18 protein-coding genes and 1 other RNA gene are annotated in these 17,911 nt (G+C 53.5%); 7 read left to right on the top strand and 12 right to left on the bottom strand.

The genetic code is table 11. The features are described from left to right. Nucleotides 1-45 precede the first annotated feature (45 nt). From BMZ81_RS02695 to rnpB, 4 genes are all read right to left on the bottom strand, one after another. A complete protein-coding gene (locus BMZ81_RS02695) occupies nucleotides 46-1,125 on the bottom strand; it encodes a Shedu anti-phage system protein SduA domain-containing protein (RefSeq protein ID WP_091128326.1) in 1,080 nt (359 codons plus the stop codon). Between the two features lie 13 nt (nucleotides 1,126-1,138). Continuing rightward, nucleotides 1,139-1,483 carry a hypothetical protein gene (locus BMZ81_RS02690; protein WP_143072724.1) on the bottom strand — a complete coding sequence of 115 codons (345 nt, stop codon included), beginning with the start codon at nucleotides 1,481-1,483 and terminating at the stop codon, nucleotides 1,139-1,141. Nucleotides 1,484-1,703: 220 nt separating this feature from the next. Then, nucleotides 1,704-2,177: a hypothetical protein gene (locus BMZ81_RS02685; RefSeq protein WP_091128322.1), complete on the bottom strand. Its 474-nt coding sequence runs from the start codon at nucleotides 2,175-2,177 to the stop codon at nucleotides 1,704-1,706. A 216-nt stretch (nucleotides 2,178-2,393) separates the two neighbouring features. Next, an RNA gene (gene rnpB / locus BMZ81_RS02680) (RNase P RNA component class A) lies at nucleotides 2,394-2,849 on the bottom strand. 340 nt (nucleotides 2,850-3,189) lie between these two features. Between rnpB and murD the strand changes: the two genes are divergently transcribed. The 3 genes from murD (at nucleotide 3,190) to ligA (ending at nucleotide 7,451) form a co-directional block, all read left to right on the top strand. Beyond that, the gene (gene murD, locus BMZ81_RS02675) at nucleotides 3,190-4,569 is read left to right on the top strand and encodes a UDP-N-acetylmuramoyl-L-alanine--D-glutamate ligase (RefSeq protein ID WP_091128317.1); all 1,380 of its coding nucleotides are present in this window, start codon (nucleotides 3,190-3,192) and stop codon (nucleotides 4,567-4,569) included. Between the two features lie 111 nt (nucleotides 4,570-4,680). Then, nucleotides 4,681-5,385: a sporulation protein YunB gene (gene yunB, locus BMZ81_RS02670; protein ID WP_091128316.1), complete on the top strand. Its 705-nt coding sequence runs from the start codon at nucleotides 4,681-4,683 to the stop codon at nucleotides 5,383-5,385. 17 nt (nucleotides 5,386-5,402) lie between these two features. After that, nucleotides 5,403-7,451 carry an NAD-dependent DNA ligase LigA gene (ligA, locus tag BMZ81_RS02665; RefSeq protein ID WP_091128313.1) on the top strand — a complete coding sequence of 683 codons (2,049 nt, stop codon included), beginning with the start codon at nucleotides 5,403-5,405 and terminating at the stop codon, nucleotides 7,449-7,451. 86 nt (nucleotides 7,452-7,537) lie between these two features. On the opposite strand, the gene BMZ81_RS02660 is transcribed toward ligA, so the two are convergent. After that, complete coding sequence (locus BMZ81_RS02660) at nucleotides 7,538-8,134, bottom strand: manganese catalase family protein (RefSeq protein WP_091128312.1); 597 nt, start codon at nucleotides 8,132-8,134, stop codon at nucleotides 7,538-7,540. Continuing rightward, complete coding sequence (locus tag BMZ81_RS02655; RefSeq protein WP_242942544.1) at nucleotides 8,134-8,655, bottom strand: spore coat protein CotJB; 522 nt, start codon at nucleotides 8,653-8,655, stop codon at nucleotides 8,134-8,136. Before BMZ81_RS02655 ends, BMZ81_RS02660 begins: the two co-directional genes overlap by 1 nt. Nucleotides 8,656-8,824: 169 nt before the next feature. Between BMZ81_RS02655 and BMZ81_RS02650 the strand changes: the two genes are divergently transcribed. Together BMZ81_RS02650 and radA are read left to right on the top strand one after the other, a co-directional pair. Continuing rightward, complete coding sequence (locus tag BMZ81_RS02650) at nucleotides 8,825-9,553, top strand: N-acetylmuramoyl-L-alanine amidase (RefSeq protein WP_091128309.1); 729 nt, start codon at nucleotides 8,825-8,827, stop codon at nucleotides 9,551-9,553. After that, entirely contained in the window at nucleotides 9,550-10,929 is a 1,380-nt protein-coding gene (gene radA, locus BMZ81_RS02645; RefSeq protein WP_091128306.1) for a DNA repair protein RadA, read from the top strand. The genes BMZ81_RS02650 and radA overlap by 4 nt, the downstream gene beginning before the upstream one ends. A 607-nt stretch (nucleotides 10,930-11,536) precedes the next feature. Here the strand turns inward: radA and BMZ81_RS02640 are convergent. From BMZ81_RS02640 to BMZ81_RS02615, 6 genes are all read right to left on the bottom strand, one after another. Then, nucleotides 11,537-12,352 (bottom strand): hypothetical protein, encoded by an 816-nt coding sequence (locus tag BMZ81_RS02640; protein WP_091128304.1) that lies wholly within the window; start codon nucleotides 12,350-12,352, stop codon nucleotides 11,537-11,539. 52 nt (nucleotides 12,353-12,404) lie between these two features. Next, the gene (locus BMZ81_RS02635; RefSeq protein ID WP_091128301.1) at nucleotides 12,405-14,132 is read right to left on the bottom strand and encodes a major capsid protein; all 1,728 of its coding nucleotides are present in this window, start codon (nucleotides 14,130-14,132) and stop codon (nucleotides 12,405-12,407) included. Next, nucleotides 14,129-14,620 (bottom strand): hypothetical protein, encoded by a 492-nt coding sequence (locus tag BMZ81_RS02630; RefSeq protein ID WP_091128299.1) that lies wholly within the window; start codon nucleotides 14,618-14,620, stop codon nucleotides 14,129-14,131. Before BMZ81_RS02630 ends, BMZ81_RS02635 begins: the two co-directional genes overlap by 4 nt. 2 nt (nucleotides 14,621-14,622) lie before the next feature. After that, entirely contained in the window at nucleotides 14,623-14,865 is a 243-nt protein-coding gene (locus BMZ81_RS02625) for a phage ORF5 protein (protein ID WP_091128296.1), read from the bottom strand. A gap of 5 nt (nucleotides 14,866-14,870) precedes the next feature. Continuing rightward, entirely contained in the window at nucleotides 14,871-15,254 is a 384-nt protein-coding gene (locus tag BMZ81_RS02620; RefSeq protein WP_091128293.1) for a YcbK family protein, read from the bottom strand. A gap of 106 nt (nucleotides 15,255-15,360) precedes the next feature. Further along, nucleotides 15,361-16,368 carry a rolling circle replication-associated protein gene (locus BMZ81_RS02615; protein ID WP_091128291.1) on the bottom strand — a complete coding sequence of 336 codons (1,008 nt, stop codon included), beginning with the start codon at nucleotides 16,366-16,368 and terminating at the stop codon, nucleotides 15,361-15,363. Nucleotides 16,369-16,589: 221 nt separating this feature from the next. Here BMZ81_RS02615 and BMZ81_RS02610 point away from each other — a divergent pair, with 221 nt between their 5' ends. After that, a complete protein-coding gene (locus tag BMZ81_RS02610) occupies nucleotides 16,590-17,603 on the top strand; it encodes a tyrosine recombinase XerC (protein ID WP_091128288.1) in 1,014 nt (337 codons plus the stop codon). An 81-nt stretch (nucleotides 17,604-17,684) separates the two neighbouring features. Further along, entirely contained in the window at nucleotides 17,685-17,867 is a 183-nt protein-coding gene (locus BMZ81_RS02605; protein WP_091128286.1) for a hypothetical protein, read from the top strand. Nucleotides 17,868-17,911 lie beyond the last annotated feature (44 nt).

The raw sequence follows: 17,911 nt of genomic DNA, 5'->3' as shown, positions 1-17,911 counted from the left end.
TGTTTCTTCTCATGCCCGTGTTTCTTCTCATGCCCGTGTTTCTTCTCATGGCCGTGTGAGCTTACCCAGCCAGCTGTCCCAGGTCTCCGTGGACAGCTGAAAGCGGGAGGCGCCGTCCTCCCGGTGGCGGGCCCGGCTGTCCTCCAAATCCCGGGAGGTTCTGCCGCCGATGAAGACCAGGTGCAGCTCCACATCCTTCTCCGGGTCCACCTGCAGCCGGTGGCGGGGACCGGGAAAGGCCCCATAGGGCTGCTGCCCGGCCTCCACCGCCTGCCGGACCGCGTGGACAAAGCGGCGAAACTCCCCGTAGTGGGCCTCCGCCCAGGCGGCCCGCCGCACCAGCTGCTCCCGCCCCTCTTGCACGGCGGCGCGAAAGGCACCGTAGTGGTTTGCACGGCGCAGGGTGTGCCTGCCGTCCTTGCACTCAATCAGATAGACCTCCATGCGGGAGCGGCCGGTGAACAGGGCGAAGTCCGCCCGGCCGGTATCACCCACGGGAAATTCGGAAAAACAGATGTACTCATCAGAGGGATAAGCGTACCTTTCGGCCAGCAGGGAGGGGTCCTCCTTCAAAAAGGCGGCCAGGGCCCGCTCTGTAGGCTGCGTGTCCAGCAGCGCCTGCAGCTCTGCCCGGCTGTGCTGATGGGCGGCAATTTCCAGCCGGCGCTCAGAGATTTCCGGCGGCTCGGTGTAGTGGAAGGTTCGAATGGATGGAATGCCCTCTAAGGCCTGCTGGATTTCTGCCTGCACACGGCGGTCCGGTTTGGCGGAAAACTCTTCCGGTCCGCACTCCAGCCACGTTTCCACCGTTTTCCGGGGGAGACTCTTCCAGGATGGATGCTGCCCATATTTGTCCAATGTGACTAAGTCAAAAGTCAGTGGGAAAAATCTGGAGGAATAATGCTCAATGATGGCCGCCTGCGGCGGGACCTTTTCTGCCCTCAGCATCTGCGCCCAAATGAGCTCCACGGCATTTGTCACAGAGGTGGATGGGTTTTCCTCCAACTCCGTCAAAACGGCGTAGACTTCCGCTTTTTGGTTGACAAACAGGCGAACCCGGCAGATACCGGCGTCGGACAAGCACGCTTCCACCTGGAAACGGAAGATAAAATCATTGATTTTCATGGAGACCTCCCCTCTATGCGGATGGTTTCTGCGCGTCCCCTGAATACGGCGTTTGGTCAATGGCGAGATACGCCTGCATATCTGCCCGGAGAGCGCGCTTCAGATAGTAGAATTTGCCCCTGGGGATTCGGAAGCGGGTCATGATTTCCGCATCTGTCTCCCAGCTGCAGTAGCCCCGGACGATGTTGTATTTATCCAGACCCAGCTGCCGGATGTAGTCCCAGAAGGCGACTCTCCGGGTGAAATCCCCCTGAAGGGGATGGAGAATTTGCAGAACCGGCTGGCCGGAATCTTTCAATGTTTGGCTGAGGGAGAAGGGGCTCTCTTTGGAAATGCGGTAGTTACGCTGCCGCGTCATCTCCGCCGGAACTTCCTCCAGCCGGCAGTATAGATAGGCATCCCAGTCACAGCAGCCTTCAAACCTCGCATAAGATCGCAGCGCTTCCACATAGGCGAGTCAGGCGTTTGCCTCATATTCCTCCCGGTTCAGCGTGCTGCCGGACCGTCTGTAGATCTCCTGAATCAGCCGGTATGCGAACTCCATATCGGCTTCTCCGCAGTTGTGCAGCCAGTCCATCTCAGCCCTTTTTGCCGTTCTTTGCCGTGGCCTTCAGGCTTTTGGAGAGGGCGGCCTGCGGAGAGTCCTGAACTCCGCCCGTCAAAATCCCAACCCAGGCGTCTGCAGACGCGTTCCACGCCACTTCATACCGGGCAGGCAGGGAGATACCCGCCTCCACCAGACGGCGGGAGAAGGCAGTGTCCTTGATGCGGCCGCCTTTCGGAAATTTGTAGTGAGGCGTGTCCGAGGAGCGGATGGCCAGAACCGTAAAGTCCGGGGAAGCGGAAAAATCGACGGTAAGGGACGGCAGAGCCTTCACCACTACGTCATACAGCTTTTGATTCAGGGCAATGTGGCCGCTGGCACTGACGTTGATTGCCATGCTGTTCAGCGAGGCCGTAGGGTGGGGGATGGGTTCCATGGCGGAAAAATCAATTGCCATGGTGGCGGGATTTCTGGCCTGTAATTTTTGAGAATGCGTATGGGAATTCATAAAATGCCTCCTGCTGAAAAAATTTGAGGAAATTTTATCTGCTTTTTCAACAAATTTCCAGAGGCAGATTCGATATAATTTATTCGGCATATTTGTTTAATATATGCTCTTAAAATTTGATAATATAAAATTTTAAGCTCGAAAAAGTTTTAAAATAATAGAACTTATAAAAAGAGAAGCCCCGGCCGCGTGTTCCGCAGCCGGGACCATATCTTTCGCACGAGGGAAACTGTAAGCCGGGTTCTGTATTTGACAGTCATCTATCTAGACGCTCTGTCGCCAGAGCGCTCAAGCCACCCCGGGAGCGGCCGGGCCAGCCATGGAGCCTATGCTCCTGCTCCCATACCGGTGTTGCTCCGGATAGAGTTTACAGCGACGGGCACTTTTACGAGCCGTCGGGTGAGCTCTTACCTCGCCTTTCCACCCTTACCTCGTCGTCACAAGCTTCCTATCTCTCCGTCTGCCGCAAAGTGCAGGCGCTACTTATTCCGCGGTGCCGCTTGCGGCGCAGCGAAGAAACAGGAAGCTTGTGACGACGAGGCGGTATATCTCTGTTGCACTTTTCCTGAAGTCGCCTTCGGCGGGCGTTACCCGTTATCCTTGCCCTGTGGAGCCCGGACTTTCCTCATGGACGGCCTTTCGGCCTGCCCACGCGACTGTCTGTTTTCCTCGCGGGGTCTATTGTACAGGAAAGAGACGGTCTTGTCAACGCACATAGGACAGGGAATTTTTCAGGCCGCTGCCTGGCAGAAAATAGCCGGGAAAAACAGCTGCAAAGGAAAAAGCAGAGCCGGACCCTGATTTTCAATTGCTATTTCCAGTCAGGAGCGGTATAATTTTGCTATGCAAAAGCATAGCAAAATGGCCATGTGCCGTATGCAACGGGACGGCCCACATGTGCGAAACCTCATGCGCCATCAGCTTTTCCTGTTATCGTGGCGCACGTCACGGCGCATGGAGTTTTATGTATGTAAAAATTCGCCGTGAGGCGGAAACCATAAGGAGCGTTTCCATGAATTTCGAGGAATATCTAAATTCCCTGCAGAAGAAAACTGTGGCGGTCATCGGCATCGGTGTCAGCAATCAGCCGTTGATTCAGCTGTTGGCGGGCCGCGGGATTGCCGTGACAGCCTGTGACAAAAAGGATCGGACAGCCCTTGGGGGGATGGCTGACAATCTGGAGAACCAGGGCGTCACCCTGCAGCTGGGCGCGGACTATCTGAAGGATCTGACGGAGGATGTGATCTTCCGCACCCCCGGTATGCGGCCGGACCTTCCGGAGCTGCTGGCCGCCCAGGCGGGCGGCAGTGTACTGACCAGCGAGATGGAGGTATTCTTCCAGGTCTGTCCCTGCCCGAAAATTGCCGTTACCGGCAGCGACGGCAAGACGACGACCACCACCATCATCGCAGAGCTTTTGAAAGCGGCTGGCAGGACCGTGCATCTTGGCGGCAACATCGGCCACCCGCTGCTGGCGGAAGCAGGGGAGATGCGGCCGGAGGACGTCGCCGTGCTGGAGCTCAGCTCCTTCCAGCTGATGACCATGACTCACAGCCCGCACATCGCGGTAATGACGAACCTGGCCCCCAATCATTTGGACGTACACCGGGATATGGCGGAGTATATTACTGCAAAGCAAAATATCTTTACACATCAATCCACACAAGATATTGCAGTATTTAACGCTGACAATACCCTTACGGTGGAAGCAGCGGGGAAGGCACCAGGCCGGGTGCGCTTCTTCTCACGGAAGCAGGAACTGGCCGACGGCGTGTTCCTCCGGGGCACAGCGGTCATCGCCCGCAGCGGCAGTGGAGAGCGGCAGGTGATGGACACTGCCGACATTCGCCTTCCCGGCGTCCACAACATTGAAAATTATCTGGCGGCCATTGCCGCTGTGGACGGCCTGGTGCCCGATGGCGTCATCCGGGACTTTGCCCGCACCTTCGGCGGCGTGGAGCACCGTATTGAGCTGATCCGCACCCGGAAAGGTGTCCGCTGGTACAACGACTCCATCGCCTCCAGTCCCAGCCGTACCATCGCCGGACTGAACGCCTTCCCGGAGAAGGTGATTCTCATTGCCGGCGGAAAGGACAAGGGCATTTCTTACGCGCCCCTGGGGCCGGTGGTAAACGAGCATGTAAAACTGCTGCTGCTCTGCGGCGCCACCGCTGGAGTGATTCGGGAGGCCGTCACCCAGGCGGAAAATTACCGGGGGCTGGAGATTCTTGACGTGGAGGATTACCGCCAGGCCGTGGCCATCGCAGACAGCCGGGCGACGGAGGGGGATGTGGTGATCCTCTCTCCGGCCAGCACTTCCTTTGACCGTTTTGCCAACTTCATGGAGCGCGGCCAGGTCTTTAAGGACATCGTGAACGGGCTGGATGGATAGTTCTGTACCCAGAGAAGCTGAAGTGTGCCGCCTGCGCTGCAGAGCCAGCCGGATAGAACGGTAAATAAAGCCAACCCCCTTCCGCATAGGATGTAGGAAGGGGGTGGGAGGATGCGGCCCGGTTTTTTCTATTACCGCCGGTATTGGGACCGGCGGGCTGCGGCGCGGCTGCTGGCGGTGCTGCTTCTGGTAGGGCTTTTGTCCCTGATATTTATCGCAACTGCCCAGATGCGGCCTCTGTTGGGGAGCTTGGCTACCACCAAGGTTTCCAACACTGTCACCCGTATCGTCAGCGAGGCGGTGTACGAGGCAATTGAAAACGGAGAGATCCAGTACGACGGGCTGGTATCCTTTGAAAAGAACAATGACGGGCAGATTACGGCGGTGCGCAGCAACATGACGGCATTCAACCATCTGCAGGCGGAAATTCTTGACACGGTGCTGACCCGCATCGATCAGGTGTCCGCACGGGAACTGTCCATCCCCATCGGCACACTGACGGGTTCCAGCCTTCTTGCGGGCCGCGGACCGCGGATTACGGTACGGATGGAATCCGTGGGCTCTTCAGAGGCCAACTTCAAAAATGAGTTTGTCTCCGCCGGCATCAACCAGACCAAGCATCAGATCATCCTGACCGTGGACGTATACGTCAGCATTTTGCTGCCGGGTTTTACCACTGCCACCAAGGTTTCCAACTCTTTCATCGTGGCCGAGACGGTGATCGTTGGATCTGTACCGGACAGCTACACCTATTTCAGCACGGATCCCGGCACCTACGAGGAAGATTTGAAAGATTATATTCTGAATGGACAATGAGATACGGAGGACTTTTCATGGACTACCGCGAGGAAATGAGGCAGCTTCGGGACTATCTGAACGAACAGGGATACTTGTACTATGTCCTGGACGCGCCGGTAATTCCGGACTACGAATACGACCGGCTGAACCGCCGGCTGGAGGAGCTGGAGGCTCAGCACCCGGAGGAGGTTACGCCGGATTCCCCCACCCAGCGGGTGGGCGGCCGGATTCTGGAGGGGTTTACGCCCTATTCCCACGAGGTGCCGCTGGAAAGCCTGCAGGATGTGTTCAGCGCCGAAGAGATTGCAGAGTTCTGCCAGCGGATGGATACGGCCCTGGGAGAAGAGGTGATATATTCCCTGGAGCCAAAGGTAGACGGCCTGTCTGTGGCGCTGGAGTACCGGGACGGCGTGTTCGTCCGGGGGGCCACCCGGGGCGACGGCCGGGTGGGGGAGGACGTGACGGAGAACTTGAAAACCGTCCGGTCCATTCCCATGACCCTGCCGGAGAAGCTGCCCCGGCTGATTGTCCGGGGCGAGGTCTATATGTCCCGCCAGGTTTTCGCGGAGCTGAACGCGCAGCGGGAGCTGCGGGGCGAGGCCCTGATGGCCAATCCCCGAAACGCCGCCGCAGGCTCTCTGCGGCAGCTGAATCCCAAAATCTGTGCCGAGCGGAAGCTGGATATTCAGGTGTTCAACCTGCAGCTTGCGGAGGGGAAGACCTTCTCCTCCCACGCCGAGACGCTGGACTACCTGGCCTCCCAACGGTTTAAGGTTATCCCTCACAAGACCCTGTCCGGCACGTCCGCTGTCCAGGCGGAGATTGACCGCATCAACGACCAGCGGCTGGAGTATCCCTTTGAAATTGATGGCGCAGTTATAAAGGTAAACTCCTTGTCAGAGCGCAAGGTACTTGGATCTACCGCGAAATTTCCAAAATGGGCGGTGGCCTTCAAGTACCCGCCGGAGAAGAAGCCCTCCCGTGTGCTGGACATCGTGGTGCAGGTGGGACGCACCGGTGTGCTGACCCCAAAGGCAGTGCTGGATCCGGTCCGGCTGGCGGGTACCACCGTCACCAGCGCCACGCTCCACAACCAGGATTATATTGCGGAGAAGGACATCCGCATTGGTGACACCGTCATTGTCCAGAAGGCGGGGGAGATCATTCCCGAGATTGTAGAAGTGGATCGCAAGCAGCGGCCTGATGGTGCGGTACCCTATGTCCTGCCGGAGACCTGTCCGGTCTGCGGCGCGCCGGTGCGGCGGGACGAGGATGGCGCGGCACTTCGCTGCACGGGCGCGGAGTGCCCGGCCCAGCTGCTGCGGAACATCACCCATTTTGCCAGCCGCGGCGCCATGGACATCGAGGGCCTTGGCCCGGCGGTGGTGCAGCAGCTGGTGGAAAGCGGCCTGGTGTCCACTGCCGCCGACCTGTACAGCCTGCATGCCCAGGAGGTGGCCCAGCTGGACCGCATGGGAACCAAATCTGCCGAAAACCTGATCCGTGCCATTGAGAACTCCAAGGCCAACGACCTCTCCAAACTGGTGTTTGGACTCGGCATCCGGCAGGTGGGGGAGAAGGCCGCCAAGGTGCTTGCCGCCCATTTCAGGACCATGGATGCTCTGGCCGCGGCCACCGTGGAGGAGCTGACGGCCATCAACGATGTGGGCGCCGTCACCGCGGCGTGTATTGTGGACTACCTGCACCAGCCACAATCCCAAGATCTCATCGCACGTCTGCGGGCCGCAGGCGTGAATATGGAGAGCACCGCCGCCCCGGTGGACGATCGGTTTGCCGGGATGACCTTTGTCCTCACCGGAGAGCTAAGCGCCCATTCCCGGAAGGAGGCCGGTGAGCTGCTGGAGGCCCTTGGCGCCAAGGTATCCGGATCTGTTTCCAAAAAGACCACCTGCGTGGTGGCCGGAGAGGCCGCCGGATCGAAGCTTCGCAAGGCGCAGGAGCTTGGGATTCCGGTGATTGACGAATCCCAGTTCCTGATTTTGATTGGGGAGCAGGAAGGGGATGTCGATGCGGTGCGCGCATTGTTTTCTCCGGGAGCGGATGCGCCTGATCCTGTGCAGTGAACTCTTATTGAAGCGGCAGTGCCGCCCGCCCAATGGCTTGTAGCCATTGGGCGGGCGGCGTATTCTTTGCACGGTAGTGCCGAGGATTATTGGTCGAAGGAGGGATTTAGGAAATAGACGTTTTTCTCGTCCATCTTATCCTTTGCCAGCCGCAGGCCTTCGCCGAAGCGCTGGAAGTGGACGACCTCCCTGGCACGCAGGAATTTAATCGCATCATTGACATCCGGATCGTCGCTTAGACGCAGAATGTTGTCATAGGTTGCGCGGGCCTTCTGTTCGGCCGCCAGGTCCTCTGTGAGATCGGCGATCAAATCCCCCTTAACGGCCATGCTGGCTGCGCTCCAGGGGAAGCCAGAGGCGGATGTCGGATAGACACCAGCTGTGCGATCTACAAAGTAGGTATCAAATCCACCGGTTTTAATTTGCTCTTCCGTGAGATTTCGGGTCAGCTGGTGGACAATGGTGCCTATCATTTCCAAATGCCCCAACTCTTCGGTGCCGATATCAGTCAACAGCGCCTTTAGTTCCGGATAGGGCATGGAGTACCGCTGGCTTAAATATCGCAGGGACGCGCCCAGCTCGCCATCCGGGCCGCCGTACTGTGTGATAATAATGGAGGCCAGCTTGGGATTGGTATTTTTGATTTTTACCGGGTACTGGAGCTTTTTCTCATAGACAAACATCAGTCATTCCCTCCTTCATCCCAGGGCCACGGGTCTTTCAGCCAGATATACCCGTCCTCCGGTGTCAGGTCTGTCTGCAGCAGGGGACCGTACATTTTCTGATATTTCTCCCGCCCCTCGTTTGCCAGCTTAATATAGGACCAGTATAGCTGTAATGCCTCTTGGTCCTGGGCATGGGTTACCAGGTACAGCCCCAACTCATCAATCGCAAAGTCCAGGGCCATCAGCTCCACCAGGGCGGTGTTGGCCAGTTTGGTTTTCGCTTGGATGGCCGCCTTGAAGGGCAGGTCAAGTCCTGGGAAAAGGGTACCGGTCTGCAGGGCTTCCATCCGGCCGAACCGAACGGGATTTGTGCTCTGCATGGGTACATAGGGAAACGCCAGGGGTGCACAGCAGCCGGGCAAGGAGCCCGCATTGGTACCGCAGGATGCCGAAGGCGTACTGGGAGTTGTCGGCACGCTGGGTGTGCTGGGCGTGCTTGGCGTAACAGGCGTATTGGGATTGGAATTCTCCATCTGCATGGATGCCTCCTTTGGGTAGAGTGGCGCAGGCTGTCATGCCATGCGCTCATCCCATTGTATGCAGAACACCCGGAAGGAGAGCCTGCCCTTGATTTTAGGCCATGGATTGTCTATAATCGGAATGTGGGATAAGCAGGGCGGCATATCAATCCATAGGGGGGTGCTGCCTGTGATTCTTTTGATTCGAAAACGACAGATGATATTCATACTGCTGTTCTGCGTCTTTCTGGCGGGGTTAGCAGCTGTGCTGTGGCACGGAAACGCAGCTTACACGGCTGTATTCGCTGCGCGGGACGGCGTACCGGTGACAGTGGTCATCGACCCTGGACACGGCGGAGAGGATGGCGGCGCCGTATCGTCTGGCGGCGTGGCAGAGAGCCGGATCAACTTGGCCATTGCTCTGCGGGTGAACGATCTGATGCGGTTTTCCGGTCAGCGGACCGTCATGACCCGCAGCGAAGAGATCTCTATCCATACGGAGGGGGACACCATGCGGGCACGGAAGGTCTCTGACATCCACCACCGGGTGGATATCGTAAACAGCACGGAGAACGCCGTTTTGGTGAGTATCCATCAGAACAGTCTGCCGTCGTCCCCGGTGACGCATGGCGCTCAGGCCTTCTGGAACCAACAGGAGGGCGCCGAGGAACTGGCCGTCTCCGTTCAGGAGGCGCTGAACAGCGCCATCAACACCGAAAAGGCCAAGGTTCCAAAACGAATTCCATCCACCATCTACCTGATGAAGCATGTGACGGCTCCCAGTGTCCTTGTGGAGTGCGGGTTTCTCTCCAATACGGAGGAGACCCGGCTTTTGCAGGAGCCGTCCCATCAACTGAGGCTGGCCGCCGCCATCACCGCCGGGTGTCTTGCCTGCGGGGCCGGAGAGGAAGGATCATGAAGCAAAAAACCATGTTTTACTGTACATCCTGCGGCAACGAGACGGCAAAGTGGGCGGGGAAGTGCCCCGCCTGCGGCGCTTGGAATACAATTGTGGAGCAGCCGGAGACACCCCGTATCACCGGGGCCGGCAGGGGCCGCTCTGCCGCCCTTGCCGCCGGGCCACGCCGGGCCTGCCCGGTGACGGAGCTGGCAGCAGACGAAGAGATCCGGTTTCCAACGGGCATGGGAGAGCTGGACCGGGTGCTGGGCGGCGGCGCGGTCAAGGGTTCTCTGGTGCTGGTGGGCGGCGCGCCGGGCATCGGCAAATCCACGCTGATGCTGCAGATCTGCAGCAAGCTGTGTGAATTCTCCAAGGTATTATATGTATCCGGCGAGGAGTCTGAGCACCAGTTGAAGCTGCGGGCAAAGCGGCTGCATGTGGAAAGCGGCAGCCTGTTTGTGATCTCTGAGACCAGCCTGGGGGATCTGCTGGAGTCCGTCACAGCGGAGAAGCCGGATATTTTGATTGTGGACTCCATTCAGACCCTGTACAATGGTGCGTTGGACTCCCCGGCGGGCAGCGTCAGTCAAGTGAAGGACTGCACCATGGCCCTCATGCAGCTGGCCAAGGGGCAGGGGATTACCGTCTTTGTCATCGGCCACGTGAATAAGGAGGGGTCCATCGCAGGTCCAAAGGTACTGGAGCATATGGTGGACTGTGTGCTGTACTTCGAAGGGGACCAGCATACCAGCTACCGGATTCTCCGGGCAGCCAAAAACCGCTTCGGTGCCACCAACGAAATCGGTGTCTTTGAAATGCGGGACGAGGGATTGGCGGAGGTAGAGAATCCATCGAAAATGCTGCTTTCCGGCCGTCCGGACGATGCGCCGGGCACCTGCGTTACCTGCGTGATGGAGGGGATGCGGCCAGTGCTGGCGGAGGTGCAGGCGCTGGTGGTAAATACCAGCGCAGGAAATCCCCGCCGCACCAGCAACGGGTTTGACTACAACCGGGCCGCCATGCTATTGGCCGTCTTGGAAAAACGCGGAGGCCTGAAAGTGTCTGCATGTGACGCATACATCAACATTATCGGCGGCCTCTGGCTGGACGAGCCCGCCGCGGATCTGGCCACTGTCATCGCCTTGGCCTCCAGCTACTACGACCGGCCGGTACCGGGGGAACTGGTGGCCATTGGGGAGGTGGGCCTCACCGGAGAACTGCGGACGGTAAATCAGCTTGCCCAGAGGATTTCGGAAGTACACCGCCTGGGATTCAAACAATGTTTGATTCCGGCGCATCGGGCGGAAAGTCTCCGTGGGCCTCAGGGACTGCAGCTAATCCCGGTTCGGAATGTCGGTGAGGCGATCCGAGCCGCTTTGCGTCCGCAGGGATGAAGTGGATGCAGGCGCCGCCAAGGGCGGGCTGTCCGGCAGCTGCGGCGCTGTCCAGTATGCACAGGCCGTCCTGCTGATAAATGCAGGTGCTGGTACAGGGAATCAAGCTCATAACCATCATCCTTCTGATTGAGTTACCGTTATCTTGACCAGAAATTCTGCATTTTATGTCCGGCGGCCTTCAGGCAGATTTCAGCTTTTGACATTATCATGGAAAAACACGCAGGGAAGGAGGATTTTGGAAGAGCATTTTTAATTGAACAAAATAAGGCTTTTGTTTAGAAAGTACGTATATTTATATATTTTTTGTATTTTTATTATTTTTTAGGTTATTTTTATTATTATTTTATAGGTTTATTATATCAAAAACAAAGTTAGTTGTCAACGCTTACCGCGCTCACGCTTGGTCTCACTTGGTGTCACTCAGCACAATCATATCAAGAAATATGATTGTGCTGAGATTCCACCAAGTACTTTAAGGCTGTTCGTCACGATGAATATTGATCCAAAGTTTAAGAGCAGCGCACGCATAACGAAGAAGCTTTAAAACAAGATAAGTTGCATAAATACCAACAAAACCAAAACCAATAGCAAAAATCTCCATTAATTACCTCTCATTCCAAGCACGTTTAAGACCAGAAATAATATTAGCAAGGGTCATAGTACCATCATCGGTAGGCTGACCAAACAAAGACTTACCTGAAGAACCAGAACCGCCAAAAGAATCTCTAAGAAAATCAACAAGAGAACCACCAAGATTAACCGCAGCGCCATACTTAGTATGATCAACCGAATACTGTGAAGCAGCTCTATGCTGGTCAGCAGCATAACGGGTAGCTCCAGCTGAAGCATAGCTACCTTTCAAATTCTGGTCAGCAACATAGCGAGAAGCAGCGGAGCTGATTTCAGAAACAATCCTTTCCATGGCAGTATACTTATCGGCAACAGCTTCCTGAGTACGGGCATTAATGTTAGATGCTTGAATCTGCGTATTGGCCGCTAGAATGCTTCCTAAGAGGTTTGCAATGGCACCTGATACAGAAGTATCCTGTTCACCTTTCGCGCCAGCAGAAGTCACGCCAGAGGCCGTAGCACCACTTGTTACAGCAGCACCGTTACCATTCATTGCAGAAAGCACAGGATTCAGACCAGCAGCCATCAAATCCTGTACCTCTCTCTGATGGGCAGTATTCGACATCATCTCTTGCCAAGCGCGGTTTTTGGCGGCTTCCGAGGCATTAAACTCCATAGCTTTCGCATTTTGTTTCTCCTGCCATTCACGTAAGATAGAAGCCTGTTCAGCAGACTTCGCGGAATTAGACTGGGCAACACCTTTCAACTGGGCAATCTGATTCGCACCAGAATTCAAATAGTTGGCCATGGAGGCATTGGCAGCACCGACAGCGGTAGAAATTAAAGACATATTATCATCCTTTCACAAAAGAAGCAAGAGGCCCCCGCAGGGGCCTCTATTTTTAATGGTGGTCAATCAGACCGGGAATAGAGTACATAGGCATGGGGCGGGTGGTACGGTTAGCAACGAAAACATCAGCGAAAAGCTGATTAGTAGCAGAACTAGCAACAGAAAGTACACGATCCACATTTGTCTTATCCTCTCGGATCCAAGAATCAGAAAGAGAAGGCAAAGCGCTATAGTCATCAGCCAGATGCCATACGTCGAGAGATTGAGCATAAGCACTCCTCATCATACCAGTAATACGGTTAGGCTTATAACGATAATCAGCCCAGGCTTCCTGGTAACCAAACACTTCATCATCCTTAGCAGTGCCCTGCGCATAAATCTCTTTGTTCTTAATCGCCTGCTCACCAATATTCGCAAATACAGGCCAGTAATAATCAAAGCGGTCTTTACGGCTCCACATGCGGTCAATACCTTGCTGATAGGTGTGGTCATACCGGGCAACCATAAGGCCAATTACAAAGCCATGCTCCGTAAAAGACTTGGTAAAATCATAATGGGAATCCGTAGTAAGAGAATAGCCAGCGACATTACCTTGAGGCGTAGAATTAGATTCCGTAGCAGAGGACTGAACAACCTGGTTAATATTAATGGGAACACGGTTACCACCAAGATATTCAGGACGCTGAAGCCGGGCATCCGGAGAAGTAACACCGAAATGAGACTTCAAAATCTCAATATAACGGGTACCGCCTCGGGCATCACGCTCGTACATCTTCTGAATCTGGAAAGCAAGGCGCAGCTGGTTAATCGTAGCCATGGAAACAGCACCATCATTGATGGCAATCAAACCAGACTTGGAAAGGTCATCACCAAGCTGCTCTTTAGTAGGAACACCATACATACCACGGAGAGCACCAGTACCAGAAGGAGGCGCAGAGCCAACATTTAAACCATAAGCAGGAGCAGAAGCAGAGGTGCCATAAAGAGCACTACCACCAGATTCAGAATTCAAAAGAGAGCCAATACCGCCGACTCTAATAGTCGAGCCAGTAGAACTAGATGAACCAGCAAGAGCAAGGTTAAATCCATTACCAACAACAGGAAGATTCGCACCAGCACTAACAGGAATAGTCACATCCGGGCCTTTCTGGGGGGCAGGAAGGGCAGAAGTAAAGTAGTCATGATACTTAGCACAAATAAAGGGCTTACCGCCTTTGGCCACATCCGTGACAAAAGTCGCAGAATTCACGCCTTCAACAGTCGCATCATCAAGAGGAATCACAAGCGGGTCCTGCAAGTTCTGGTCTCGGAACCACTCATTTACAATCAGGGCATAAGCGCGGAAAGGTAGGGAGCTAACAGATATGCCAGATACGCCAGTAGGAAGACCAAAATAGTCAGCGATAGTCCCGACTTGCCAGCCACCGTCGGGGGCAGTGAGCTGAGGAATTTCATACTCTGTTTTAGGAATCCAAGCAGATTCGGTATTTTCACCGTTAAACTCCTTCCAATGGTTCCACGTGAGACGGTTAGGGACGAAAAAATAGTAGGTATCCAGATAAATATTATCCATGATAGGGGTCAGCAGCGCAGGCATACGAACAACCTTAGAAGTCTTTACCTTGAAAGTGTCTCCAGGTAGCACTTCATCAATGAAGAAAGGAACCAAATCTCCAACATTGAAAGAAGTCTTCAAAGAACTGCTACGGTCAAAGGTAGACCGGGACATATCAATCCGGGTGGGATTCAATGCAAAATGGGTCTGAGTATTTCTGTTCATACTTCTTCATTCACCTCCGTAACAGCATCAGGCACAACAACAGGGTCAGCGGGAGTCTCCGGCTTAGACATACCAAAGGCATCAAAGAATTCAGGAGTACCAATAGAAGCGAGAAACTCAGAGTAAGAATGACCAAATTTCGAACGGACATCAACGGGCAACTCCTTAAAGAACGCCTCACCTTCATTCAAGCGATTCAGCATATCAGCATAAGTCTGAGGCAACTCCGTCACATCAGCATAAAAACCCTGGACACGGGAGAGGACATCAGTTTCACCATTGGCGAAACGCTTCAAAAGAACATGAATATCGCAAGACTCAGCAAAAGACTGGATATAATCATACAAATTCTCAGTTCCACTCTCTTCCAGACGAATCCGACCTTTGTCATCATACGATGCAGAATATGTAGTCCGAATAGATGAACCAACGTTAGAGTAAAAACGCTCAGGCTTACGAAACTGCGTCAAAAAACCAGTAAATTCCATACTTACCTCACAATATCTGAAGCAGAACAAAGATGCTCAGGCAGCTGCTTCTCAATTTCACCAGAATCGGAATCAAAAGTGCCAATCTGATACAGGTCATAGTCACCGGGATGGGAATTCATCAAACTAAACGAGTTCTGAACGGCATGCTCAAAATTACGAACAGCAGATGGAGCGTTCTGCTCCACAGTGGGAGCCATAAAGCCAACCTTGGCATCACGAATTGCAAACACAAAATATTTCATTTAAATCAACCTTTCCAACGAGATTTAGTTGCACGGCAATCTACATGCACAAACGACTGATAAAGACCAAAACCACAAGATATAGGAAACGCTTCACATAGAAAGTTATAAACAACTACGGGCTCTACACCCTTCACAACAATATCAGCAGCACGACCATACATATGCTGTGAAAACTTAGCACCACCAATCTTCTTGTTATACGAGGGGGTACGATAGCCAGAATTAATCACAACGGGTTTACCAAATTTCAAAAGAACACACTCCAAAATATCAAGTAATTCTCCATCAACACAAACGGGGTCAGTACCATCTTTACAGCGGAATTCATTCACAAAAAAATGGTCAGAGATACGCCAATTACCATCCTCACGCAAAGAATACATCATAGGCGAATACCTCCACGGTAAATCTTGGGGTCAATGTTAATCTTCTTGGCAGATGCGGCAGTACGACGGAACACCTTCTTGTCAACACGCTTAGACATTCGCTTTCTCATTCTAAAGTCCTCCTTAAAGATTTTATTTGATTCTCCTTCGCTCGTTCCGCAACGGCGAGGAGTTCATCACGACATAATGAGGTTCTTGCAAGCTTCGCAGTCTGCGAATTAATCGCCATCTGTTTACGGATGTCCTTAATTTCCTGCATACGCTCCGGATTATCAATATCAAAGAGCTTATCGAAATATTTGGGCGGCCGTATCTTTCGTCCTCCTTTTTCTGTAGATATATTGATAGCTTCATGATCATACAGATCAGGATGATCGTCATAATACCAACGGGCAATGCCAGGCTTTCTAGACATGAGGGTGAATTCAGGCTCAATAGCAAAGTCCGAGTAGACATTTTTATCTTCTCCTTTAGCTTTCTTCATAATATACCGGGCAGTATATGCACAGCTCTCCCAGGTCACTTCACCGACAACAGCATAGCCAATTGGATTACCTTGCTTATCGCACCAGCAGGATTGAAGAGAAGGGGAGTTATAATACTGATAACCCGCAGGGGATTTCTTGTATAGCTTCAAATCATTCAGATGTAAACCAAAAATGATTGCATGGTAATGAGGCCTAAAAGTTACACCACCATACTCACCAGCCATGAAAAAACGTATTTTGCAATCCGGGAAACGCTTGCGCAGCCGCTTCATAAAAAGCTGGAAATCTCGCTTTTGAAGAGTGAGAGAAGGGAACGCTTCACCTGTGGCCGGGTCTACATAGTAATTGATAGGGACATGGGCATCATCATAAGTCAACGTCACAAAGTACGAGGAATCATGATACTGAAGTTCAAGCATACATCGGTCAGCCCATTGACGGGAATAGTCCAGGCGGCAGCCTATACACTTACCACAAGGAAGATAAGTAATCTGGTCTTCCGGAAAAGGATGTCCATTTTTAGCCTGATACTCCATCAAATACGCATCGGTAAGAAAATGATAGTTTGTCTTGCCATTTACCGTCTGACCACTTGCAACAGCCTTCAGAGGGTGGTAACATGACATTGAATCACCTCAGAAAGGAATGGAATGAATATACAGTATTTATTGAACAAAATAAAAATTTTGTTCAATTAAGGGGAGGGCAAAACGGTTCACTGGCGAGATTGGGTTCTGTTTCATTCCAGTTTCAACATCCCGGCAGAAAGATTCTTCTCTGCCGGACAAGCATCCGACCGTGGCCTGTTTGACCGCTGCTCTGCATATTCATTCCAAAACAAAACTCTATGTCTGATTACCGTACCGAAGCGCCGCAGATTCTGCGGGATTTTCTTTCGTATCATGAAACCATCAAGGCGCACTCTAAGCGCACGGTCGACGAATACTTCCTGGACCTGCGGAATTTTTTCCGCTATCTCAAGCAGATCCGGGATCCGGCGCTTTCCGGCAAGGCGCTGGATGAAATTGATATTATGGATGTGGATTTGGACTTTGTCGCCGCTGTCACGCTGACGGATATTTACGGCTACATGACTTATCTGAGCCGCGACCGGGTCCAGCACCTGAACAGCCGGCATTCCGACTACGGTCTGAACGCCGCGTCCCGGGCCAGGAAAATTGCAACCATCCGGTCATTTTATAATTACCTGACCAATAAAATGCACCTACTTCGTGAAAATCCTGTCAAAGATATGGATTCGCCCAAATTGAAGAAAACACTGCCCAAATATCTGACGCTCGATGAAAGTCTGCAGCTTTTAAGCTCTGTGGACGGCAAAAATCAGGAGCGGGATTACTGCATTCTGACACTGTTTCTCAACTGCGGCCTTCGGATTTCCGAACTGGTGGGCTTGAATCTCAATGACATTCAGGACGATGCCCTGCGGGTGCTGGGAAAAGGCAATAAAGTGCGCATACTCTATTTGAACGATGCTTGTCAGGACGCCATCCGCCGCTATCTGGAGGTTCGGCGGCCCATCCGCGGCCGGGATGAAAACGCCCTGTTCCTGTCGGCCCAGAATGAGCGGATCAGCCGGTCCACCGTCCATGCTATGGTAAAAAAGCGCCTGGCTGAGGCTGGTATTGATGCTGCGGAGTATTCCTCCCACAAGCTGCGCCACACCGCCGCCACGCTGATGCTGCAAAACGGCGTGGATGTCCGGGCAGTGCAGGAGGTGCTGGGGCATGACCACCTGAATACCACGGAAATTTACACCCATATTGACAATGAATCCCTTCGTATGGCTGCAAAGGCAAATCCCTTGTCACATATTAAAAATAAAGGAAAAACAGAAAAATAGTTTTGGATTGGTTTGGCCCCTCCCTGCCACCGGCCGTATATTTTGCCGATTTGCCTGCACACTAAATGCCGGGGTGATAAAATGGACCAGGAGCATGTGTGTCTGACAGACCTGCTCGATCAGGATTTGACGGCCTATGAGTATTTTCAAACTCTGCCGCCACAGGCAAGGCGGAAATTGTTGGAACGGGAGATCACAAGCTTTGAGCAGCTGCAGTCCGAGGCTGCCCAGCTACTGCGAAGCCAGGAGATGTCCGCTGAATAGCAAAAAAACCACCCCATTGGGGTGGTTTTTTTCAGGTTCTTTTT

The organism is Oscillibacter sp. PC13 (assembly GCF_900115635.1).
GTDB lineage: Bacteria > Bacillota > Clostridia > Oscillospirales > Oscillospiraceae > Oscillibacter.
This window is presented reverse-complemented; position numbering and strand designations above follow the sequence as displayed.

Coding starts and splice junctions, on each gene's coding strand:
- BMZ81_RS02625 (WP_091128296.1), bottom strand. CDS start 14,865: ATGAAATATTTTGTGTTTGCAATTCGTGATGCCAAGGTTGGCTTTATG.
- BMZ81_RS02660 (WP_091128312.1), bottom strand. CDS start 8,134: ATGTTTGTCTATGAGAAAAAGCTCCAGTACCCGGTAAAAATCAAAAAT.
- murD (WP_091128317.1), top strand. CDS start 3,190: ATGAATTTCGAGGAATATCTAAATTCCCTGCAGAAGAAAACTGTGGCG.
- BMZ81_RS02655 (WP_242942544.1), bottom strand. CDS start 8,655: ATGCAGATGGAGAATTCCAATCCCAATACGCCTGTTACGCCAAGCACG.
- BMZ81_RS02610 (WP_091128288.1), top strand. CDS start 16,590: ATGTCTGATTACCGTACCGAAGCGCCGCAGATTCTGCGGGATTTTCTT.
- BMZ81_RS02640 (WP_091128304.1), bottom strand. CDS start 12,352: ATGTCTTTAATTTCTACCGCTGTCGGTGCTGCCAATGCCTCCATGGCC.
- yunB (WP_091128316.1), top strand. CDS start 4,681: ATGCGGCCCGGTTTTTTCTATTACCGCCGGTATTGGGACCGGCGGGCT.
- BMZ81_RS02695 (WP_091128326.1), bottom strand. CDS start 1,125: ATGAAAATCAATGATTTTATCTTCCGTTTCCAGGTGGAAGCGTGCTTG.
- BMZ81_RS02620 (WP_091128293.1), bottom strand. CDS start 15,254: ATGATGTATTCTTTGCGTGAGGATGGTAATTGGCGTATCTCTGACCAT.
- BMZ81_RS02630 (WP_091128299.1), bottom strand. CDS start 14,620: ATGGAATTTACTGGTTTTTTGACGCAGTTTCGTAAGCCTGAGCGTTTT.
- BMZ81_RS02635 (WP_091128301.1), bottom strand. CDS start 14,132: ATGAACAGAAATACTCAGACCCATTTTGCATTGAATCCCACCCGGATT.
- BMZ81_RS02605 (WP_091128286.1), top strand. CDS start 17,685: ATGGACCAGGAGCATGTGTGTCTGACAGACCTGCTCGATCAGGATTTG.
- BMZ81_RS02685 (WP_091128322.1), bottom strand. CDS start 2,177: ATGAATTCCCATACGCATTCTCAAAAATTACAGGCCAGAAATCCCGCC.
- radA (WP_091128306.1), top strand. CDS start 9,550: ATGAAGCAAAAAACCATGTTTTACTGTACATCCTGCGGCAACGAGACG.
- BMZ81_RS02615 (WP_091128291.1), bottom strand. CDS start 16,368: ATGTCATGTTACCACCCTCTGAAGGCTGTTGCAAGTGGTCAGACGGTA.
- ligA (WP_091128313.1), top strand. CDS start 5,403: ATGGACTACCGCGAGGAAATGAGGCAGCTTCGGGACTATCTGAACGAA.
- BMZ81_RS02690 (WP_143072724.1), bottom strand. CDS start 1,483: ATGACGCGGCAGCGTAACTACCGCATTTCCAAAGAGAGCCCCTTCTCC.